The sequence below is a fragment of the Sphingobium baderi genome (genome assembly GCF_001456115.1).
GTDB classification, from domain to species: domain Bacteria; phylum Pseudomonadota; class Alphaproteobacteria; order Sphingomonadales; family Sphingomonadaceae; genus Sphingobium; species Sphingobium baderi_A.
The window spans coordinates 200,781-217,551 of record NZ_CP013264.1 but is presented as its reverse complement, the minus strand read 5'-3'; the positions used below and the strand labels follow the sequence as shown (position 1 = coordinate 217,551).

The following is a 16,771-nucleotide window of genomic DNA, read 5'->3' as shown; positions in this document are numbered from 1 at the left end:
CAGATAGCCGGCGCGAGATCTTACTTGTTGCTGCCTTCTACGGTCGCGCCAGAAAGGCGACGGCTCAGTTCTATCCGGCGATGGCTACGCATTTTGAAGGTGTCTGGCCCAACGCGCCGATACTCAATGAAGCCGAGAGAACGCCAAAATCGCTCTGCCGCTTCATTCGCTTCCAGCACGGCCAACCGAATCTCTGTGGCACCTCTCGCAGCGGCCCAGCTTTCGACCGTCGAGTAAATTGAGCGTCCGACGCCACGACCACGCTGTGCGGCATCTACGATCATGAAGCCGAGATACCATGTGCCATCACGCGGATAATCGCGGAGGATGGCCGCGATTGCATATAGGCCGCCAGGCCCCTTCCATCCCAGGACAGCTTGATTGTGGGCGCTCTTTTCGGGCGGCACATCGGAGAAAAGCTCGCGAGCATCGTCCAGCGTGGGCGCGGCCCCGTCCTGCAACAGGAAATAGTCGCTGCAACGGTTGTACAGGTCTGCAGCGTCTGCGGCGTCCGCTTGGGTAAGTTTGATCGGGGCTCCCGTCATCATCATCGCGTTTTGGCAGCAAGCACGCGCTGACCGTAATCCCGGAGTTCCCCGTTGGGACCGACATAGCGGTAGAGAGTGACGCGCTCGATCCCGAGTTCCTTGCAGAGGTCGGAAACGGACGTGTCGCGTTGGGCCATAGCAGCCTGAGCGAGCCGCACCTGGGCCTTGGAGAGGGCGAACTTGCGGCCACCCTTGCGTCCCCGCGCGCGGGCAGCGGCCAGGCCAGCCATGGTGCGCTCGCGGATCATATCCCGCTCAAACTCCGCCAGTGTGGCAAAAATGCCGAACACCATCCGGCCCGATGGCGTCGTGGTGTCGATCTGCGCGCCCTTGCCGGTGAGCACCCGCAGACCGATACCGCGATCCGACAGATTCTGCACCGTGCTGACCAGGTGGGTGAGCGTTCGGCCGAGCCGGTCGAGCTTCCAAACGATGAGGACATCGCCGTCGCGCAACGATTTCAGGCAGGCGGCAAGACCGGGGCGATCATCACGGCTACCGGATGCACGATCATCATAGATATTGCCTGGCTCGACACCGGCAGCGCGAAGGGCATCGTGCTGCAGGTCGAGCGACTGCGAGCCGTCGGCTTTGGACACGCGGGCGTAGCCGATCAGCATGGATCACAAACGAAGGTTTGAGGCGGTGACGAACATGAGCACATAAGATTGGGCTATTGTGTATCTTAACCAGCATCTCAATCAAGCTATCTCAAACCGTAGCTCGGAAAGAATAAGGAGCATGTATGCCGCGTCGCGTGACCCTGACCGATCGACAGCGCGAGGCGCTGCTTCACTTGCCGGTCGATCAAGGTGAGCTGCTGCGGCACTATACCCTCAGCGATGAGGATCTCGGGCATATCCGCCAGCGCCGGCGCGCCCACAATCGTTTTGGCTTCGCGCTGCAACTGTGCGTCCTGCGCTACCCGGGCCGGGTGCTCGCTCCTGGCGAGTTGATCCCGGCGCAGGTATCGGATTTCATCGCGGCCCAGCTCGGCCTGACCAGCGACGATCTACTCCTCTATGCCGCGCGCGAGGAGACCCGGCACGAGCATCTGGCGGACCTTCGCCGAATCTACGGCTATCGCTCCTTTTCGGGGCGGGGCGCACGGGATTTGCGCGAATGGATCGCTCGGGAAGCCGAGGCGGCGACATCGAATGAGGATCTTGCCCGTCGCTTCGTTGCGGAGTGTCGCCGCACCCGCACGATCCTTCCCGGCTCCTCGACGATCGAGCGCCTTTGCGCCGATGCGCTGGTTGAGGCCGAGCGCCGGATCGAGGATCTTATCGCCCATCGCATCACGCCAACCCTGAGCGAGAATTTGGCTCACCTGTTGGAGGATACGGTGGATGGTCGCGTCACGCGCTTCGTATGGCTGCGACAGTTCGAGGTTGGCGCAAATTCAGCAGCCGCTAACCGGCTGATGGATCGACTGGAATATCTTCAAAGGTTCGATCTTCCGGCGGATTTGCTGGACGGCGTGCCGGCGCATCGTGTGACCCGGCTTCGCCGGCAGGGCGAGCGCTATTACGCCGACGGCATGCGTGATCTGCCCGAAGACAGGCGGCTTGCGATCCTCGCTGTCTGCACCCTGGAATGGCGGTCATCGCTGGCCGATGTCATCGTGGAGACCCACGATCGCATCGTAGGCCGTCTCTATCGGGCCTCCGAACGCCTTTGCAACACCAGGATCGCCGACGAAAAGGCGGCCGTTCGGGACACGCTGAAGTCCTTTGCCGAAATCGGTGGTGCTTTGCTTGGAGCGCAGGACGATGGCACGGCCCTGGACGGGATAATCGCCACCGGGCCTGGCTGGGAACGGTTCAGAACCCTTGTCGCCACGGCCTCCGCGCTGACCAACGTGCTCGCGGCCGACCCGCTCAGCCGTGTGCTGGACGGCTATCACCGTTTCCGCCTCTACGCGCCCAGGATGCTGCGCCTGCTCGACATGCAGGCGGCGCCGATCGCCACGCCTCTTCTGGCGGCCGTTGCGATGCTGCGTAACGGGATCAAGGTCGATCCGCCGGTGGATTTTCTACGTCCCAACTCGAAATGGCATCGTCATCTTCGCGCTGAGCCCAGCGGCGACCACCGGCTTTGGGAAATCGCGGTGCTGTTCCACATCCGCGACGCCTTCCGGTCCGGTGACATATGGTTGGCGGGATCGCGCCGCTATGGCGACCTCAAGCAGCTTCTGGTCCCGCCACAGGCGATAGAGCAGACCGCGCGGCTCGCCGTGCCGCTGCGACCCGGCGAATGGCTGGCCGAGCGCAGGGCTCGACTGGATACACGGCTGAAGGAGTTTGGCCGCGCGGCGCGAACCGGCACGATCCCAGGCGGCATCATCGAGAACGGCAAGCTGCACATCGACAAGCTGAGGGCCGACACGCCCGAAGGGGCCGAGGATCTCGTGCTCGATCTCTATCAACAGCTCCCGCCCGCGAGGATCACCGATCTGTTGCTGGAAGTCGATGAGCGAACCGGATTTTCCGAGGCGTTCACGCATCTGCGCACCGGCGCGCCCTGCAGCGACCGGATCGGCCTGATGAACGTGTTGCTGGCGGAAGGCGTCAATCTCGGTTTGCGCAAGATGGCGGCGGCGACCAACACGCACAGCTTCTGGGAATTGCTGCGGATCGCGCGCTGGCATGTCGAAGGCAGCGCCTATGATCGGGCGCTCGCCATGATCGTGGAGGCCCACGCCGCCCTGCCCATGGCCGCCTTCTGGGGACAAGGGCAATCGGCATCCAGCGACGGGCAGTTCTTCCTTGCTACCGAGCAGGGCGAGGCGATGAATCTGATCAACGCGAAATATGGCAACGTCCCGGGCCTCAAGGGATACAGCCATGTGTCCGATCAATATGCGCCGTTCGCAACCCAGGTGATCCCGGCAACGGTCAGCGAGGCTCCCTATATCCTGGACGGGCTGCTCATGAATGACGCGGGCCGCCGCGTTCGCCAGCATTTTGCCGACACGGGCGGCTTCACCGATCATGTGTTCGCCGCCTGCGCCTTGCTCGGCTACAGGTTCGCCCCCCGTATCCGCGATCTCCCTCAGAAAAGACTCTATGCCTTCACGCCCAACGCGACGCCGGCCAATGTGCGAGCGCTGGTCGGAGGTAAGATCAATGAACCGCTCATCGAGCGCAACTGGCCCGACATCCTGCGCATCATGGCGACGATCGCAGCGGGGATCGTCGCCCCCAGCCAGATTCTTCGCAAGCTCGCCTCTTACCCGCGCCAGAATGAGCTGGCCCTCGCATTGCGAGAGGTGGGCCGCATCGAGCGAACCCTGTTCATGATCGACTGGATTCTTGATGCCGGCCTCCAGCGCCAGGCTCAGATCGGCCTCAACAAGGGTGAGGCCCACCACGCCCTAAAGCGCGCCATCAGCTTCCACCGCCGAGGTGAAATCCGGGATCGATCCGGCGAAGGCCAGCACTATCGCATCGCCGGAATGAACCTGCTCGCCGCCATCATCATATTCTGGAACACCATGAAGCTCGGCGAGGTCGTCAATACCCGGGCCGCCAGCGGTACCCATATCGCGCCTGATCTACTCGCCCACGTCTCGCCGTTGGGATGGGAACACATCAATCTAACCGGGGAATATCGCTGGCCCAAATCCTTAGCGTAGGATTCCGCCCCCTCCCGCAAACGCCCCCTGTTGGCACGCGAATCATCGAGCACACCCTTGGCTCACCGCGCATCCACGCCATCAGGATACGAACCAGCGTTTCTCCATCGATCCTGTCGGTCTTCGCTCGCCGATGCCGGCGCGACACAGCAATCGAAGCGGCGTCGACCACATAGCTGGTGACTGAATCTTTCGACTCTAGGGGTTGTGGGGATTCATCGTGAGTTGATGACGGCTGCGGCGAGGTAGATCGCCCCACCGTTTCCAGCGGTTATACAATGTCTTGTGCGGCCCGTATTCTCTGGGCGCATCCCGCCAGCGCAGTCCGTTCCGGTTGACGAAGATGATCCCGCTTAGCACCCGTTGGTCGTCGACCCGTGGCTTGCCGTGGCTCTTGGGAAAATACGGCGACAGACGCGCCATTTGCTCGTCCGTCAGCCAATACAGGTCACTCATGCTCAGTCTCCTCGCGGAGCCTGAATCATATCGTTGCCTGCCAATCAATGGGTCCTGAGCCTAAATCACTTCCGTATCCGCGCCGACCAATTAGCGCATTGGTCATGATCGGCCAGCGGTGTGAGCCGGGGTAATAAAAAAGCGGCCCTGCATCCGGCCCTATATCCTCCATTGCCAGCCATACCCCGCACATGAACCGTTCGGGCAGGCTTGAAAAATGTACCGAGTCTGAATGGGCCTCTTGTTGCGTACCAACCGGAAAATTCAGCGTCTGGAAGGGGAAGGCGCGGCGTCCATACAGCTTGCTGAGCAGATCCAGGACGGCCTCGTTTGCGGCGATGGCGCGGACATCTTCATCGAACAGCCACGCATCCTGGATGCGGCGCTCCCCTGTCGTCTTGTCGCCATGCGGGTTGCCGAAATCGATCCCGTAGCGCGGCGACAGGTTGCACTGGACCCGTTCAATCCGGGCATCCAGCTCGGCATCGGGAAAGTCGAATATGGCATAGCCTTTTTCGTAAAGGCTGGTGGCGACCCGATCTTCCTCGGCAGTCAGCCCTTGAGATGCCTTGCCCAAAGGAAACAAGGGAGATTCGATCAGCGGCATACCGGGAAAAAGATTGGACACAGCCCATCAGGCCTTTCTGTCAGACGATTGGGAGGAAGTGAGGCACGTATCGCCTCTTGTCCGACCAAAGCGATGTTTCATATGATCGGCAATCATCCGGATCATGCGGATCTGCCCGCCAGGGCCATGCCTTACATCCTTCAGGATGCTCGAAAAATCGTGCCTGACCGTGCCGCGGTCATCAAGCTCACGATAAATTTGCCAGAAAGCTTCAGCCCCGAGGGCGCGGGGCATGTTCCATACGCCATGATAGCCAAAGCTGCTTTGCAGATCACCCGTCCGTTCGGTCGCAAACAGGTCGGCAAGCGCGGGCGAGGCAAAACGCATCCCCCTCCCCTCCAGCCAAGTGCGATTAATCCGCCCTATGGCGATATCTTCGGGATGCGACGCTCGAAACTGGGGATCGCAACAGGCCTCCATCAGCCGCCGGCTGCGCAGGGAAAAGCCGCCATTGCCGACATCATGTCCATCATCGAACTGCGGCCAGCTCGCACCGATATAGTCATAATCAAGGAATTCTGGTCGCCATCGCCACGCATCGAGCACATGGCCGTCCCATTGCGCGACAAGGCAGTGGGATGTGTCGACATGATCTACCATCCGCGACAACAAAAATTCCGAATAGGCGGCAGAACAACCGAGCCGGGGGATCGGAACGATGGAAATAGCGGGATTCTCCGGCTCAAGGGGCGCGTCGGTGAACAGCTTGCACGCGGCAAAATCTATTTGGGCTACACTGGCCTCCAACGCTCGCAACGTCGCCTTCACATTCACCGATGTCGCCGCGCACAGAGTCACCTGCGGGAGAGCGAGGCGATCAGAGGATGGGATTTTGTGTAGGGCCATCATGATGCCCCCTAAAGCCTGATCACGAAGTGTTCGCTGGCACGGCTAAGCTCAGGATGATGGAACGGGTCGATTGTCCCCTCCGTACTCCACAACTGCTGAAGCGCGGCTAACTCCCCTGCAAATCGTGCCGCTCCTATGGGATCGCGATCGAAACCGCGCGAAACCGATTCATGGTGGATCAACGTCGCGCGCGGCTCGTAAAGAGATTGCCACCCCCGCTGGTTCAAGCGCAAGCATAGGTCCACATCGTTGAAGGCAACTGAAAAGTTACGGTCATCCAAGCCACCAACAGCCAGAAAACGATCGCGCATTACTACCAGACAGGCGGCGGTGACGGCAGAAGCAAATTGCGGCAGCGAATGGCGCTGGAAGTAGCCCTCCTCCTTCGGATGGAGGAAGCGGTGGGCATGTCCCGCTGCTCCGCCCATGCCTATGACGACCCCAGCATGCTGAATACGGCCATCTGGATAAAGAAGCCGCGCGCCTACGGCCCCGACATCATCGCGCAAGGCCTGGACCGCCATGATGGCAAGCCAGTTCGGCTCCATCACCTCAATGTCGTTGTTCAGCAGACATAATAGCTGGCCTCGCGCTTCCGCGGCGGCGCGATTGTTGATCGCTGAATAGTTGAACGGGCCTGCATGCCGCAGAACGCGATAACGCCCTGGATCGAGCTGGCTCAGAAAGTCCAGCGTCGCGGGATCGTCGCTGTCATTATCGACGATAATTACCTCAATGTCGGGATAATCCGTCGCGGCAAGGCCCCAAAGGCATGTTTGCAGCAGGTCCACGCGGTTGCGCGTCGGCACGATGACGGTGACAGGGGGCAGATCCCGCGCCTGAACAGGAGCGGCGGCGGTCGCCTCCGGTTTGGGGCGCTTCCGGCGGTGATGCAGCACCTTTCGGATGTGGAGCGGTGCGCCCTTCGCCACCGCGCGCAGGACAAGTTCACGTCCCCAATCTTCCGTCGACGCCAGAGCCGCCAATTCCTCTCCTGTCGCCCGCAGGATGCAGGCGCCTGACAGATAGTCGAAATGCCGGAAAAGCTCGCTGTTCCAGTCAGGCTTGAAATGCGGAGCAAAACGCCGATCCTTGTCCAGCAGATCGTCATCGGCATAAATGAGATGGGCTTCCGTCCCGGAAATCGCAGTCCGGTAGGCCGCTGCCGTGCCGGGTGCAATCCTGTCTCCGGCAGCGATTGGCATTAGCCAGGGGCCCTTGGTCCAATCGATTTGCCGGACCACTTCAGCCGCTGCGGACAGATGATTTTCATCCAGCAGCAGTGCTGCTATGCCGTTGGCCGCTAGGCTGCTCAACGTTTCCTGCAACCCCCGCTGCCCTGCCCTGCCATCGACCAGAGCTATGATGAGCGGCATGGCTTCACTGCCCTCCCCTGTCGGCGGCGTGGCATGTTCCTGCAACAACCACAGATCATAGGCCCTTCGAGAATGGCCCAGCAAACGGGCGAACTGGCTGCGGGAGCGCAGCCGTTTCCGGCGAAGACGCCACCATAGGGCTTCGAGATAGGCGCGAGGGGATGAGCAAAAGGCATCGGAGTGGACAGCGAGGGTCAACCACAACCCTGTACGTTTCGCGGAATATGGATTTGTCTGAACCGATTTCATGCCCCCTGCAACTAAGCGGACTGCAGGCAATCGACAAAGGAAAAGCGCCCGATTCCCAGCCCATTCAATGTTACTATAATGATATCCTTGACCGAAAGGATACCAGATAGCTAGGCTCAGGACCCATTGATTGGCAGGCAACGATATGATTCAGGCTCCGCGAGGAGACTGAGCATGAGTGACCTGTATTGGCTGACGGACGAGCAAATGGCGCGTCTGTCGCCGTATTTTCCCAAGAGCCACGGCAAGCCACGGGTCGACGACCAACGGGTGCTAAGCGGGATCATCTTCGTCAACCGGAACGGACTGCGCTGGCGGGATGCGCCCAGAGAATACGGGCCGCACAAGACATTGTATAACCGCTGGAAACGGTGGGGCGAAATGGGCGTGTTCACTCGGATGATGGAAGGCCTGTCCGCCCAGAGGGCCGAGCCGCAGACCGTCATGATCGACGCGACCTATCTCAAGACCCACCGCACGGCGTCCAGCCTTGGGGTAAAAAAGGGGATCTCGGGCGTCTGATCGGACGGACCAAGGGCGGCATGAACACGAAGTTGCATGCCGTGACTGATGCCAACGGCCGCCCTTTGAGCTTCTTCATCACGGCCGGCCAGGTCAGCGATTACACCGGTGCAGCGGCCTTGCTCGACGATTTGCCCAAGGCCAAGTGGATGCTCGCCGACCGCGGCTATGACGCGGACTGGTTCAGAGATGCCCTGGAGCAAAAGGGCATCAAACCGTGCATTCCGGGCCGCAAATCCCGATCTCTGCCCGTCAAATACGACAAGCGGCGGTACAAACGGCGTAACCGCATCGAGATCATGTTCGGCCGCCTGAAGGACTGGCGCCGCGTGGCAACACGCTACGACCGCTGCCCAACCGTCTACTTCTCCGCACTCGCACTGGCGGCCACCGTGCTCTTCTGGCTCTGATCAGTGAGTCCTGAGCCTCGGGAGCGATGGCGAGAGGCCATCGCCCCGAAGGGCGATTTGAAGGGAGTAGAAGGCATGACGCAGGACAATCGCGAAAGCTGGCTCAACCGGGTGGCGGCGGGCATGGCCCCGCTGTTCGAGGCGCTGGATGCCCCCCTGCCCTCGCGCGTGCGGGTCGCGATCGGCTTCACCAGCGCGGGCCGTAAAGGCAAGGCGATCGGCGAGTGCTGGGATAACCGCCTGAGCGCGGACGGGCATTTTGAAATCTTCATTAGGCCCGACCTCGCGCAGCGCCCGACGCCATGCCGGCGCAGATCGCGGCCATCCTCGCGCATGAACTGGTCCACGCGGCGGTTGGCATCCCGGCAGGGCATGGGAAGGCGTTTAAACGGGTTGCGCTTGGCCTTGGCTTGGTCGGGAAGATGCGGGCGACCGTTCCCGGCGAAGCCTTCCTAGCGGCCGTCGCGCCGATACTGGACGCAGCCGGCCCCCTCCCCCATGCGCGGCTTGATACGGGCGGCGAGACGACCGCGCCCAAGAAGCAGAAAGCCCGGATGCTCAAATGCGAGTGCATGGAGTGCGGCTATACCGTCGGGACCGCGCGCAAATGGCTTGAGCAGGCCGGAGCGCCGCTCTGCCCGATCGAGGATCACGGCCAGATGAGCCATGAGCCGCTGGACGATGACGAACCGGAAGATTGAGGGGCTTTCGTCATTTCAGATTCAGCGTGCCCTATCGTCATTTCAGTGACGATAAGGCTTCCCCTCCCCGTCCAGTGTGTGTATACAAGTATAGGACTATACGTGTAGGAGTGTAGCATGAAGGTTCTCGCCATTCTCTCACAGAAAGGCGGCGTCGGGAAAACGACGCTCGCGACCTGTCTGGCGGTCGCGGCCGAGCAGGCGGGCAAGGTCGCCGCGATCATCGACCTGGACCCGCAGGCGACGGCTTCGTTCTGGAAGGACGTGCGCCAGCTCGACACGCCCGCCGTGGCGTCTATTCAGCCGGTGCGCCTGCCCGCCATGCTCAAAGCCTGCGCGGACGCCGGCACCGATCTTGTCGTGATCGACGGGGCGGCGGTCGCGCGCGACGTGGCCTATGAGGCGGCGCGCCATGCCGACTTCATCCTGATCCCGACCAAAACGGCCGTGTTCGACACGATGAGCATGACGCACACGCTCGACGTTGTGCGCCAGCTCGACCGCGCCTTTGCCGTGGTCCTTACTTTCGTGCCCCCGCAAGGTCAGGAGACGGCCGACGCCATTCAGGCCGTGGCGGAGCTTGGCGCGACCGTTTGCCCGGTGACGATCGGCAACCGCAAAGCCTTTTTCCGCGCCCAAGCGGCAGGCCAGGCCGTGCAGGAGTTCGAGCCGCATGGCCCAGCGGCCGACGAAATCCGGCGACTATACGAGTATACAACTATACGCCTATACAATAAAGCAGAGGCGGCGTGATGGCGAAGGGCGGAAACAGTCTGCAAGCGGTGTTGAACCGCGCCAAGGCGGACGGCGACGCGGCACCGGCCCCAGCGCCGGCGATCGAGCCGGCAGACGTGTCCCGCAAGGCCGCCCCGAATGGCCGACAGGGAACCAAGTTGATTGGCGGGCACTTCCCCCCGGAGGTCAGCACGCAGCTTCGCATCATCGCGGCCGAGGAGGGGACGACCGTCCAAAGCCTGCTAGGCGAGGCGCTGGACGACCTGTTCGTGAAGAAGGGGAGGGGGCGCATTACCGGCTAGTATAGGTGCATACCTGTATACGCCTATACTAGCCGGTGCTTGAACGGATAGCCGTCAGGGACGTTCCAAAACGAGCCAGCGCAGGGCCGGATTACGGCCGCCCGCGCTTTTCAAACCAGCTCTGGCAGAACTTGAGGAAATGCCGCTCTGGATTGGCCCAGTCGGCCCGAAGCTGCGATTTTGGCCATGTTGAAGAACAAAGATTGAACATGGCGATCTACCAGGCTCGCTCTTGTCCTCCAATCTCGTAAACATCGGTCTCGATCGAGCACCTGTAGCTCTCTGCGATGTTGAACATCTCTGTCTGGAGAGATGCGATCTCATCATCGAGGCTGACGCCATCGGCACCCTGATCATAGGCGACGGTCAGCGTGTAATCGCAGTTCCCGGTCTTTTGCATCTGGTAATCCCGCTCCAGCATCGCCTCAATGCGCTCGCGAGCGGGCTTTCTGCCACGACCATGCTTGTTGAAGTTCTCGATGGTCAGATGCAGGGCGATGGTGACAGAAGGCGGCTTTTCCGGCAGCCCGATCCTTGAAGGAATGACGTCAAGCGCCCGATAGACGGTCATTCTTGAGATCTTGAGGTCGCGCGCGACGCTGGCCTTGCTCGCGCCGGCGGTGATCCGGCGTCGGATTTCATCGTCATCGATGTTTTTCTTCCGGCCTTTGTAGACGCCTTCGGCGCGCGCCGCCTCGATCCCGGCGCGCTGCCGGTCCTTGATGAACGTCAGTTCCATGTCCGCGACCATGCCCAGAATGGTGATCACCATCCGCCCCATGCTTCCGGCCGTCGTCACCTCCGGCTCAAGCACCCGCAATGAGGCTCCCTTCTGGTCGAGTTCATGAACCAGATTGAGAACATCGCGTGTGGAGCGACCGAGCCGATCGAGACGCAGGACGACGAGTTCGTCATCGGCGCGCAGGAACTGCATGATCGTCTCAAGCTCCGTGCGTCCAGTGCGCGATGCGCCCGAGCCTGTTTCGGAGCGGAGGATTTCACAGCCCGCTGCCTTCAACCGGGCAACCTGGATGTCGAGATCCTGGTCGATGGTGCTGACGCGGGCGTAGCCGACGCGGGTCATGGGCAAATCCGTCACATTAGGGTGGCTTTGCCCTCGTACAGTAACATTGGTGACGGAACCACCCTTTTGTGACATGTCGTATATGTCACTTCCGATCGTCACGTTCGGGTGCACCCAAATGGTGCGAGCGGAAAGGCCCCGGTCAGGCAGCAAGCCGCCCAAAATCGATCCGGCTATTCAGATCGAGGTCGAAGCGGCCATAAGGATTGACGTGGCTGTAAATCAGCGGTGTGAGGCCGCGATAATCATCCGGCGTCATCCGGCCCGTCCATTTCGGTTCCACCAGCACGCTCTGAAGCATTCGGGTGTTCACATAGACAAGCGACGCTTGCAGCAAATGTAGCGCCAGGACCGAGAGCTGCTGCTCATCGATGCGGTTAGTGGCGATCTCGCCGCCCTTGCCGAAGAAAACGAACCCATTGGCACTGTTCCAGTTTTCAACGACATTCAGGCCTTCATGAATTTCGCGGCGGAAGGACTCCTCGCGCAGATACCGGCACAGGAAGATCGTCTTGACCGCGCGGCCCAGCTCACTCAACGCCTTGTAGGTCGGGTGCATCACCTCGGAGCGGCTAAACCGGCGCAGGATCGCCTCCGGGTCGGCGGTTTTTGTCTGCATCGCGGCTGCATATTTGACCATCTCGTCATATTGCTGCTCGATCTCATCCCAGTTGATCGGACTGGAGAGGATCGGCTGCAAGTGGGGAAGCCGCGTTCGCATGCCGACATCGGGAAGAGCCAGCTTCTGGCGAGCGATCGCTTTCAGGCGGGGTGCAAGCTCAAATCCGAGAAGCCGGCAAAATGCAAAGCCAACCGCGCTTTGGCCATGACTATCAACATATTGTCGCTGGATTTCCATGTCGGTGCAATGGCGCAGCACGCCCTCGATCATGGAGGCGACCTCGGAGGAAGAGCAGCGCTTGAGCTGGGAATAGACGCATGTCGCGCGTCGTTCGACATGCCAGTAGATCATGACGCCCCGTCCACCATAACGCGCATGCCATTCCGTCATCAGGTTGCGATCCCAGGCTCCGAACTTTGTGGAATCTGACGCACAGGCCGTGCCGGCGTCCCCCCAGACTGCAGCATTGCGGATTGCCAGGGTCGCATTCGCAACCCTGGCACACGCCTCCTTGAGCGCCGCGGCATGAACGAAGCGGCGATGGACATGCAGCAGCTCTTCATAGCTGACATCGGGGGTGGCGCCGGCGATCCGCTTGAGCCCGGCATTCGTTCCCAGGCCGTAGAGGCATAGCAGGAGACGTTGATCCAGCGCGGTTTTCGGCAGTGCAACACGCGAGGCCGATGTTTCGAACGCTTCGAGAAGTCCCGTATCAAGGGCAGCCTCCTTCAGTACGTCGAGCAGCCCGGTCATCGGCCAGCGTTGGCCGATCTCGGTCTTGATCGAGGCGAGACCCCTGGGTTCGGGCAAGGGTTTGAACGGGGTGAGAGATATACGGTTCTCGCCGCGCCACAGCAGCCGAACCTTGTCGTTCCGGGGAATATTGGCATTGAGGAGCAACAGTTCCTGAGCAAGCTCTTCCCGGATGGCGCTTGAAAATGCACGCGCATCCGCCGTCAGGTTCAATCCTGTGTAATATGCTTCTCGCCGCGCATCGAAGTCCTTGGGAAGATCGTCATCGGGATTGCGGTATCGGTCCGCCCCGACAACCCAGATTTCCTTAGAACGGATGCGATCGCGCAGTTGCGCGAGGACACAAAGCTCATAACTGATCCGGTTTACGCGCCCCTCTTCATCAATGACGGAACTGCGCCATCTCGCCGGAATGACCTCGTCGACCGGCACTGCGTGCGGCGGCACGTAGCGGCATCCATCATCCACTTTGCTTCTGATCCAGTCCAGGGCCGCCAGCACCGGACGCCACACGGCGTTGTTCGACCGGAACTCCAGTGCCGAAAGCAGGCTTGGCAGCATACGGCGATAATGATTGGCCCATGACCTCCGCATCACCTTGTAGATCCGCCGATCCAAGGCGCCCTTTGCCTGGCTTTCCTTGATGATCGCCGCCAGTTTGTCCTTGCCGGCGATTGGGAAAATGACATCGCAGATGCGCCCGGATGGATCGTCGATCGAAGCGCTGGCAATCTCGACCAGGAGTCGCTCCTTGCCATAGACCCGCTCGATGTCTTTCGCGATATCGCCCACCACCTTGCGTTTCGAGCGCGATCCGATCTTATGGACCGTCTCGATCAGCAGGTCGACCATCGCATCCGTAAGCTGAGCTTCCCGCGCCATCAGATAAACGGCATAGAGCCCGAGCTGGCGCGCCGGTACATGCCGGCGCATCTCCGAGGCTTTCTCGCCGGCAACCCGGCGAACGATCTGATCGACCCATGCCTTGCCCGTGACCGATAGGAAATCTCGGGGAAGAGCAAGCCGTTGGATAAAGGCGAGTTTGGCGGTCACGCCAAGAATGTTTTCGAGCGTCGCCTGACCTGCATCCCCCTTCATCGTGTTGAAGCCGGTCGGGCCATCGGGATCGGCGAGCGAGGCTTCCAGCAAGGCGACCGCATCCGGCGCAAGCCGATCGCGGACTCGGGCCAACAGGGCCTCCAGATAGAGGTGTCGTTGCGAACGGACGAGGCGTTCCAGCTCCTTGCGCGACGGCCCATAGATACGGCGGTCGCGGCACCACAGGAAAACATGCTCGAGCATGGCATTGATCGGCTGCCCGCCCGCACAAAGATCGTCGGAAATCCACCTCGACAACGCCCTGCGATCCGTCTGCGTCATACGGCGGAACCCGAGATGCCGCAAAATCTCCGCGCAATGCCGGCGGGCGGTGCGCCCGGAAAAATCATAGTGGTTCACGGATTTGGCATCGAGACCAAGTTGCTCCGCCAGATACAAGACACCGTCGGAGGGTATCGACGCATGATCCGGCACAAAGAAGCCATGCCCGGCGAAAAATCTAAGCTGAACCGCCAATCCCAGTCGTGCCGTCTCCGCTTTGCCGGTCACGAACGCGATGTCCGAAAAACTCAGGCTCCAGGAGCCGATCAGATCCCCACTCGAAACGCCAAGGCTCATAACGCCGCTCCCTTATCGGAGCGGAACGTCGTTCCTCGCATGGGCGATCGTCAACAACAACCAGCCCGTTCCCGACGTGTTCTCCAAGATGACCAAAATCGCAGCTTCGGGCCGACTGGGCCTATTTCGGATGCATTCGCGCGCCAGCATCCAGATCTATAGTGGTTGCGTTGATATAGCTGTTCTCGGCAATGTGGCGGACGAGGCTAGCAAATTCCTCTGGCCGACCCATCCGGTCCGGGAACAAGATCATTCGATCGATGATGGACTGGGAGACCACATCAGGCATCCCGGCGACCATATTAGTGTCAAATAGACCGGGGTTGATGGATACAACACGGATGCGATGTTGGGCGAGATCGCGAGCGACGGGTAGGGTAAGGCCCATAACGCCGGCTTTGCTTGCGGAATATGCAGCCTGGCCTATCTGTCCTTGGGTTGCTGCGCCCGAGGCTGTATTGATGATCACTCCGCGTTCCCCGAGGTCGCCCCCATCGGGGATGTTTGCAATCATCGCTTGCGCCGCGAAACGGATTATATTGAAGGTCCCCGTAAGATTAATGCTGAGAACCTTGTTCCAGATGGCGAGTGGAAAAGGTTCGCCACGGGAGACGGTCTTGGCAGCATCGGCGACACCGGCGCAATTGACAGCGATGTGGATCGCGCCGAATGCCGAGCGCGCCCTTTCGATCCCGGTCTTAACGCTGATCTCATCAGCGACATCCACTTCGGCAGTAAATACAACGTCGCCTAACTCGTCTCTCAAGGCGTCAAGGCGTTCGGCGCTGAGATCAAAAGCGGCGATCCGGCAGCCTGCTTCAGCGAGAGCGCGGGTTGTGGAACGACCTAGGCCCGAGCCAGCACCGGTGACGATAGCGATCTTGTCTTGGAGGTTCATAACGCTTCCAGATATTAGTTTTTGCCGAGGATTGTGATGCAGGCGACAGCTTCTTCGATGCCATGGAGGCCGCCACCGTTTTCCGCAACGGCGATGCGGGCACCTTCGACCTGCCGTGCTCCAGCCTCACCGCGCAGTTGGCCCACAAGTTCATAGATTTGGGCGATACCCGTGGCGCCCACAGGATGCCCTTTCGATTCAAGTCCGCCAGACGGATTCACCGGGATGCGGCCGCCGATCGTCGTGTCACCGCGCTCCGATGCGGGCCCACCATCTCCGAAAGGAACTAGGCCGAGATTCTCGATCTGGATGATTTCACCCACGGCAGTGGCGTCGTGGACTTCGGCGACTGAAACGTCCTTCGGATCGATGCCTGCCTTTTCATAGGCCCGGCGGGCTCCGACCGCTGTCACGTGATTTGCAACATCGGAGGGGGCACGATCGCTGCCTGTTTGGATTACGGAAGCGAGCACCTTGATCGCACGAGATTTGTCGATGCCATGCCGCCTAAGCCCGGCCTCAGTCATTAGAACGGCGGCCGCAGCGCCGTCTGAAATCGGTGAGCACATGGGCAGCGTGAGAGGGTATGTGATCGGCGGCGCCGCAAGCACCTCGTCGGTCGTGTAGGCAACGCGAAACTGGGACAAAGGATTTTCAACGGAATGGATATGGTTCTTGGCCGAAACCGCAGCGATCTGACGTTGCGTGGTCCCGAACGTCTTCATATGGAAGCGAGCGAACGCCGCATAGACATCCATAAATACGCTGTATGGCTTGTCAGACGTGGAGCCCTCTGGTGCGACAATACCCTCTCCTAGCGCCATAAGCTGGCTGTGGATGCAGTCAGCGTCGGCGACATCCCTCGCGCCATCAAACGAGCCAAACATCAGGGCCTTGTCGCGTGAGAAGAGTTTCTCGGCGCCAACTGCCAATACGACATCGGATTCACCGGCTCTTAGATTGGTAACGGCGAGATTAAATGCGGAGGCACCGCTGGCGCAGGCGTTTTCGACGTTTACGACCGGGATGCCGCCTATGCCCATGCTACGCAGCGCAATCTGGCCACGGATCATGTGCTGCTTTTCCATATGTCCTTGGGCGGCATTGGCAAACCAGGCAGCTTCGACTGCGTCCTTGGTAATGCCCGCATCGGCAAACGCCGCTTCAACAGCTATGCGGGTCATTGTCTTCAAATCGACGTCGAGCATTCGACCAAAGGGCGTCATGCCAACGCCAACGACATAGATATCGGTCATTATACAAGTCCTTTCAGAATGGGCTTCTTTGTGTACATCCGCATGGCGGTATAGTCGGGTAACGGCAG

The 16,771-nt window shown here is 60.5% G+C and carries 12 protein-coding genes and 4 pseudogenes; 5 read left to right on the top strand and 11 right to left on the bottom strand.

Annotated elements, in window-relative coordinates; translation table 11 throughout:
* Positions 1-20 precede the first annotated feature (20 nt).
* Together ATN00_RS01090 and ATN00_RS01085 are read right to left on the bottom strand one after the other, a co-directional pair.
* Complete coding sequence (locus ATN00_RS01090) at positions 21-551, bottom strand: GNAT family N-acetyltransferase (protein ID WP_062061046.1); 531 nt, start codon at positions 549-551, stop codon at positions 21-23.
* On the bottom strand, positions 548-1,168 hold the full coding sequence (locus tag ATN00_RS01085; RefSeq protein ID WP_008832583.1) for a recombinase family protein: 621 nt from the start codon (positions 1,166-1,168) through the stop codon (positions 548-550). The genes ATN00_RS01090 and ATN00_RS01085 overlap by 4 nt, the downstream gene beginning before the upstream one ends.
* Positions 1,169-1,293: 125 nt before the next feature.
* On the opposite strand from ATN00_RS01085, the gene ATN00_RS01080 reads away from it, so the two are divergent.
* Entirely contained in the window at positions 1,294-4,185 is a 2,892-nt protein-coding gene (locus ATN00_RS01080; protein ID WP_016746447.1) for a Tn3 family transposase, read from the top strand.
* Positions 4,186-4,213: 28 nt separating this feature from the next.
* Here the strand turns inward: ATN00_RS01080 and ATN00_RS23265 are convergent.
* From ATN00_RS23265 to ATN00_RS01060, 5 genes and pseudogenes are all read right to left on the bottom strand, one after another.
* Positions 4,214-4,363, bottom strand: a pseudogene (locus ATN00_RS23265) (IS110 family transposase); the annotation flags it as partial.
* A gap of 71 nt (positions 4,364-4,434) precedes the next feature.
* Positions 4,435-4,641, bottom strand: a pseudogene (locus tag ATN00_RS01075) (transposase); the annotation flags it as partial.
* Positions 4,642-4,696: 55 nt separating this feature from the next.
* Positions 4,697-5,269, bottom strand: a pseudogene (locus ATN00_RS01070) (phytanoyl-CoA dioxygenase family protein); the annotation flags it as partial.
* 6 nt (positions 5,270-5,275) lie between these two features.
* Positions 5,276-5,869: a DUF5672 family protein gene (locus ATN00_RS23855; protein WP_265736659.1), complete on the bottom strand. Its 594-nt coding sequence runs from the start codon at positions 5,867-5,869 to the stop codon at positions 5,276-5,278.
* Between the two features lie 257 nt (positions 5,870-6,126).
* A complete protein-coding gene (locus tag ATN00_RS01060; RefSeq protein ID WP_420496688.1) occupies positions 6,127-7,692 on the bottom strand; it encodes a glycosyltransferase family 2 protein in 1,566 nt (521 codons plus the stop codon).
* 225 nt (positions 7,693-7,917) lie between these two features.
* On the opposite strand from ATN00_RS01060, the gene ATN00_RS22675 reads away from it, so the two are divergent.
* The 4 genes and pseudogenes from ATN00_RS22675 to ATN00_RS01035 all read left to right on the top strand — a co-directional run bounded on the left by ATN00_RS22675 (position 7,918) and on the right by ATN00_RS01035 (position 10,413).
* Positions 7,918-8,675, top strand: a protein-coding gene (locus tag ATN00_RS22675) for an IS5 family transposase (RefSeq protein ID WP_156415188.1) whose coding sequence is annotated in 2 segments (ribosomal slippage) — positions 7,918-8,251 and positions 8,251-8,675 — 759 coding nt in all. Because the reading frame shifts where the segments join, the coding sequence is not laid out codon by codon here.
* A 75-nt stretch (positions 8,676-8,750) separates the two neighbouring features.
* Positions 8,751-9,376: pseudogene (locus ATN00_RS01045) on the top strand (transcription elongation protein SprT).
* A gap of 117 nt (positions 9,377-9,493) precedes the next feature.
* Positions 9,494-10,129 (top strand): nucleotide-binding protein, encoded by a 636-nt coding sequence (locus tag ATN00_RS01040; RefSeq protein WP_062061031.1) that lies wholly within the window; start codon positions 9,494-9,496, stop codon positions 10,127-10,129.
* Positions 10,129-10,413 carry a ribbon-helix-helix domain-containing protein gene (locus ATN00_RS01035; RefSeq protein ID WP_062061028.1) on the top strand — a complete coding sequence of 95 codons (285 nt, stop codon included), beginning with the start codon at positions 10,129-10,131 and terminating at the stop codon, positions 10,411-10,413. The genes ATN00_RS01040 and ATN00_RS01035 overlap by 1 nt, the downstream gene beginning before the upstream one ends.
* A 217-nt stretch (positions 10,414-10,630) precedes the next feature.
* Here ATN00_RS01035 and ATN00_RS01030 read toward each other — a convergent pair whose 3' ends face one another.
* From ATN00_RS01030 to ATN00_RS01015, 4 genes are all read right to left on the bottom strand, one after another.
* A complete protein-coding gene (locus ATN00_RS01030; protein WP_225870698.1) occupies positions 10,631-11,599 on the bottom strand; it encodes a recombinase family protein in 969 nt (322 codons plus the stop codon).
* A 40-nt stretch (positions 11,600-11,639) separates the two neighbouring features.
* Positions 11,640-14,549, bottom strand: a complete 2,910-nt coding sequence (locus ATN00_RS01025) for a Tn3 family transposase (RefSeq protein WP_006961814.1) — start codon at positions 14,547-14,549, stop codon at positions 11,640-11,642.
* A gap of 121 nt (positions 14,550-14,670) precedes the next feature.
* Positions 14,671-15,447: an SDR family NAD(P)-dependent oxidoreductase gene (locus tag ATN00_RS01020; protein WP_030092748.1), complete on the bottom strand. Its 777-nt coding sequence runs from the start codon at positions 15,445-15,447 to the stop codon at positions 14,671-14,673.
* A gap of 14 nt (positions 15,448-15,461) precedes the next feature.
* Positions 15,462-16,703, bottom strand: a complete 1,242-nt coding sequence (locus ATN00_RS01015; protein WP_030092749.1) for a thiolase family protein — start codon at positions 16,701-16,703, stop codon at positions 15,462-15,464.
* Between the last annotated feature and the right edge of the window lie 68 nt (positions 16,704-16,771).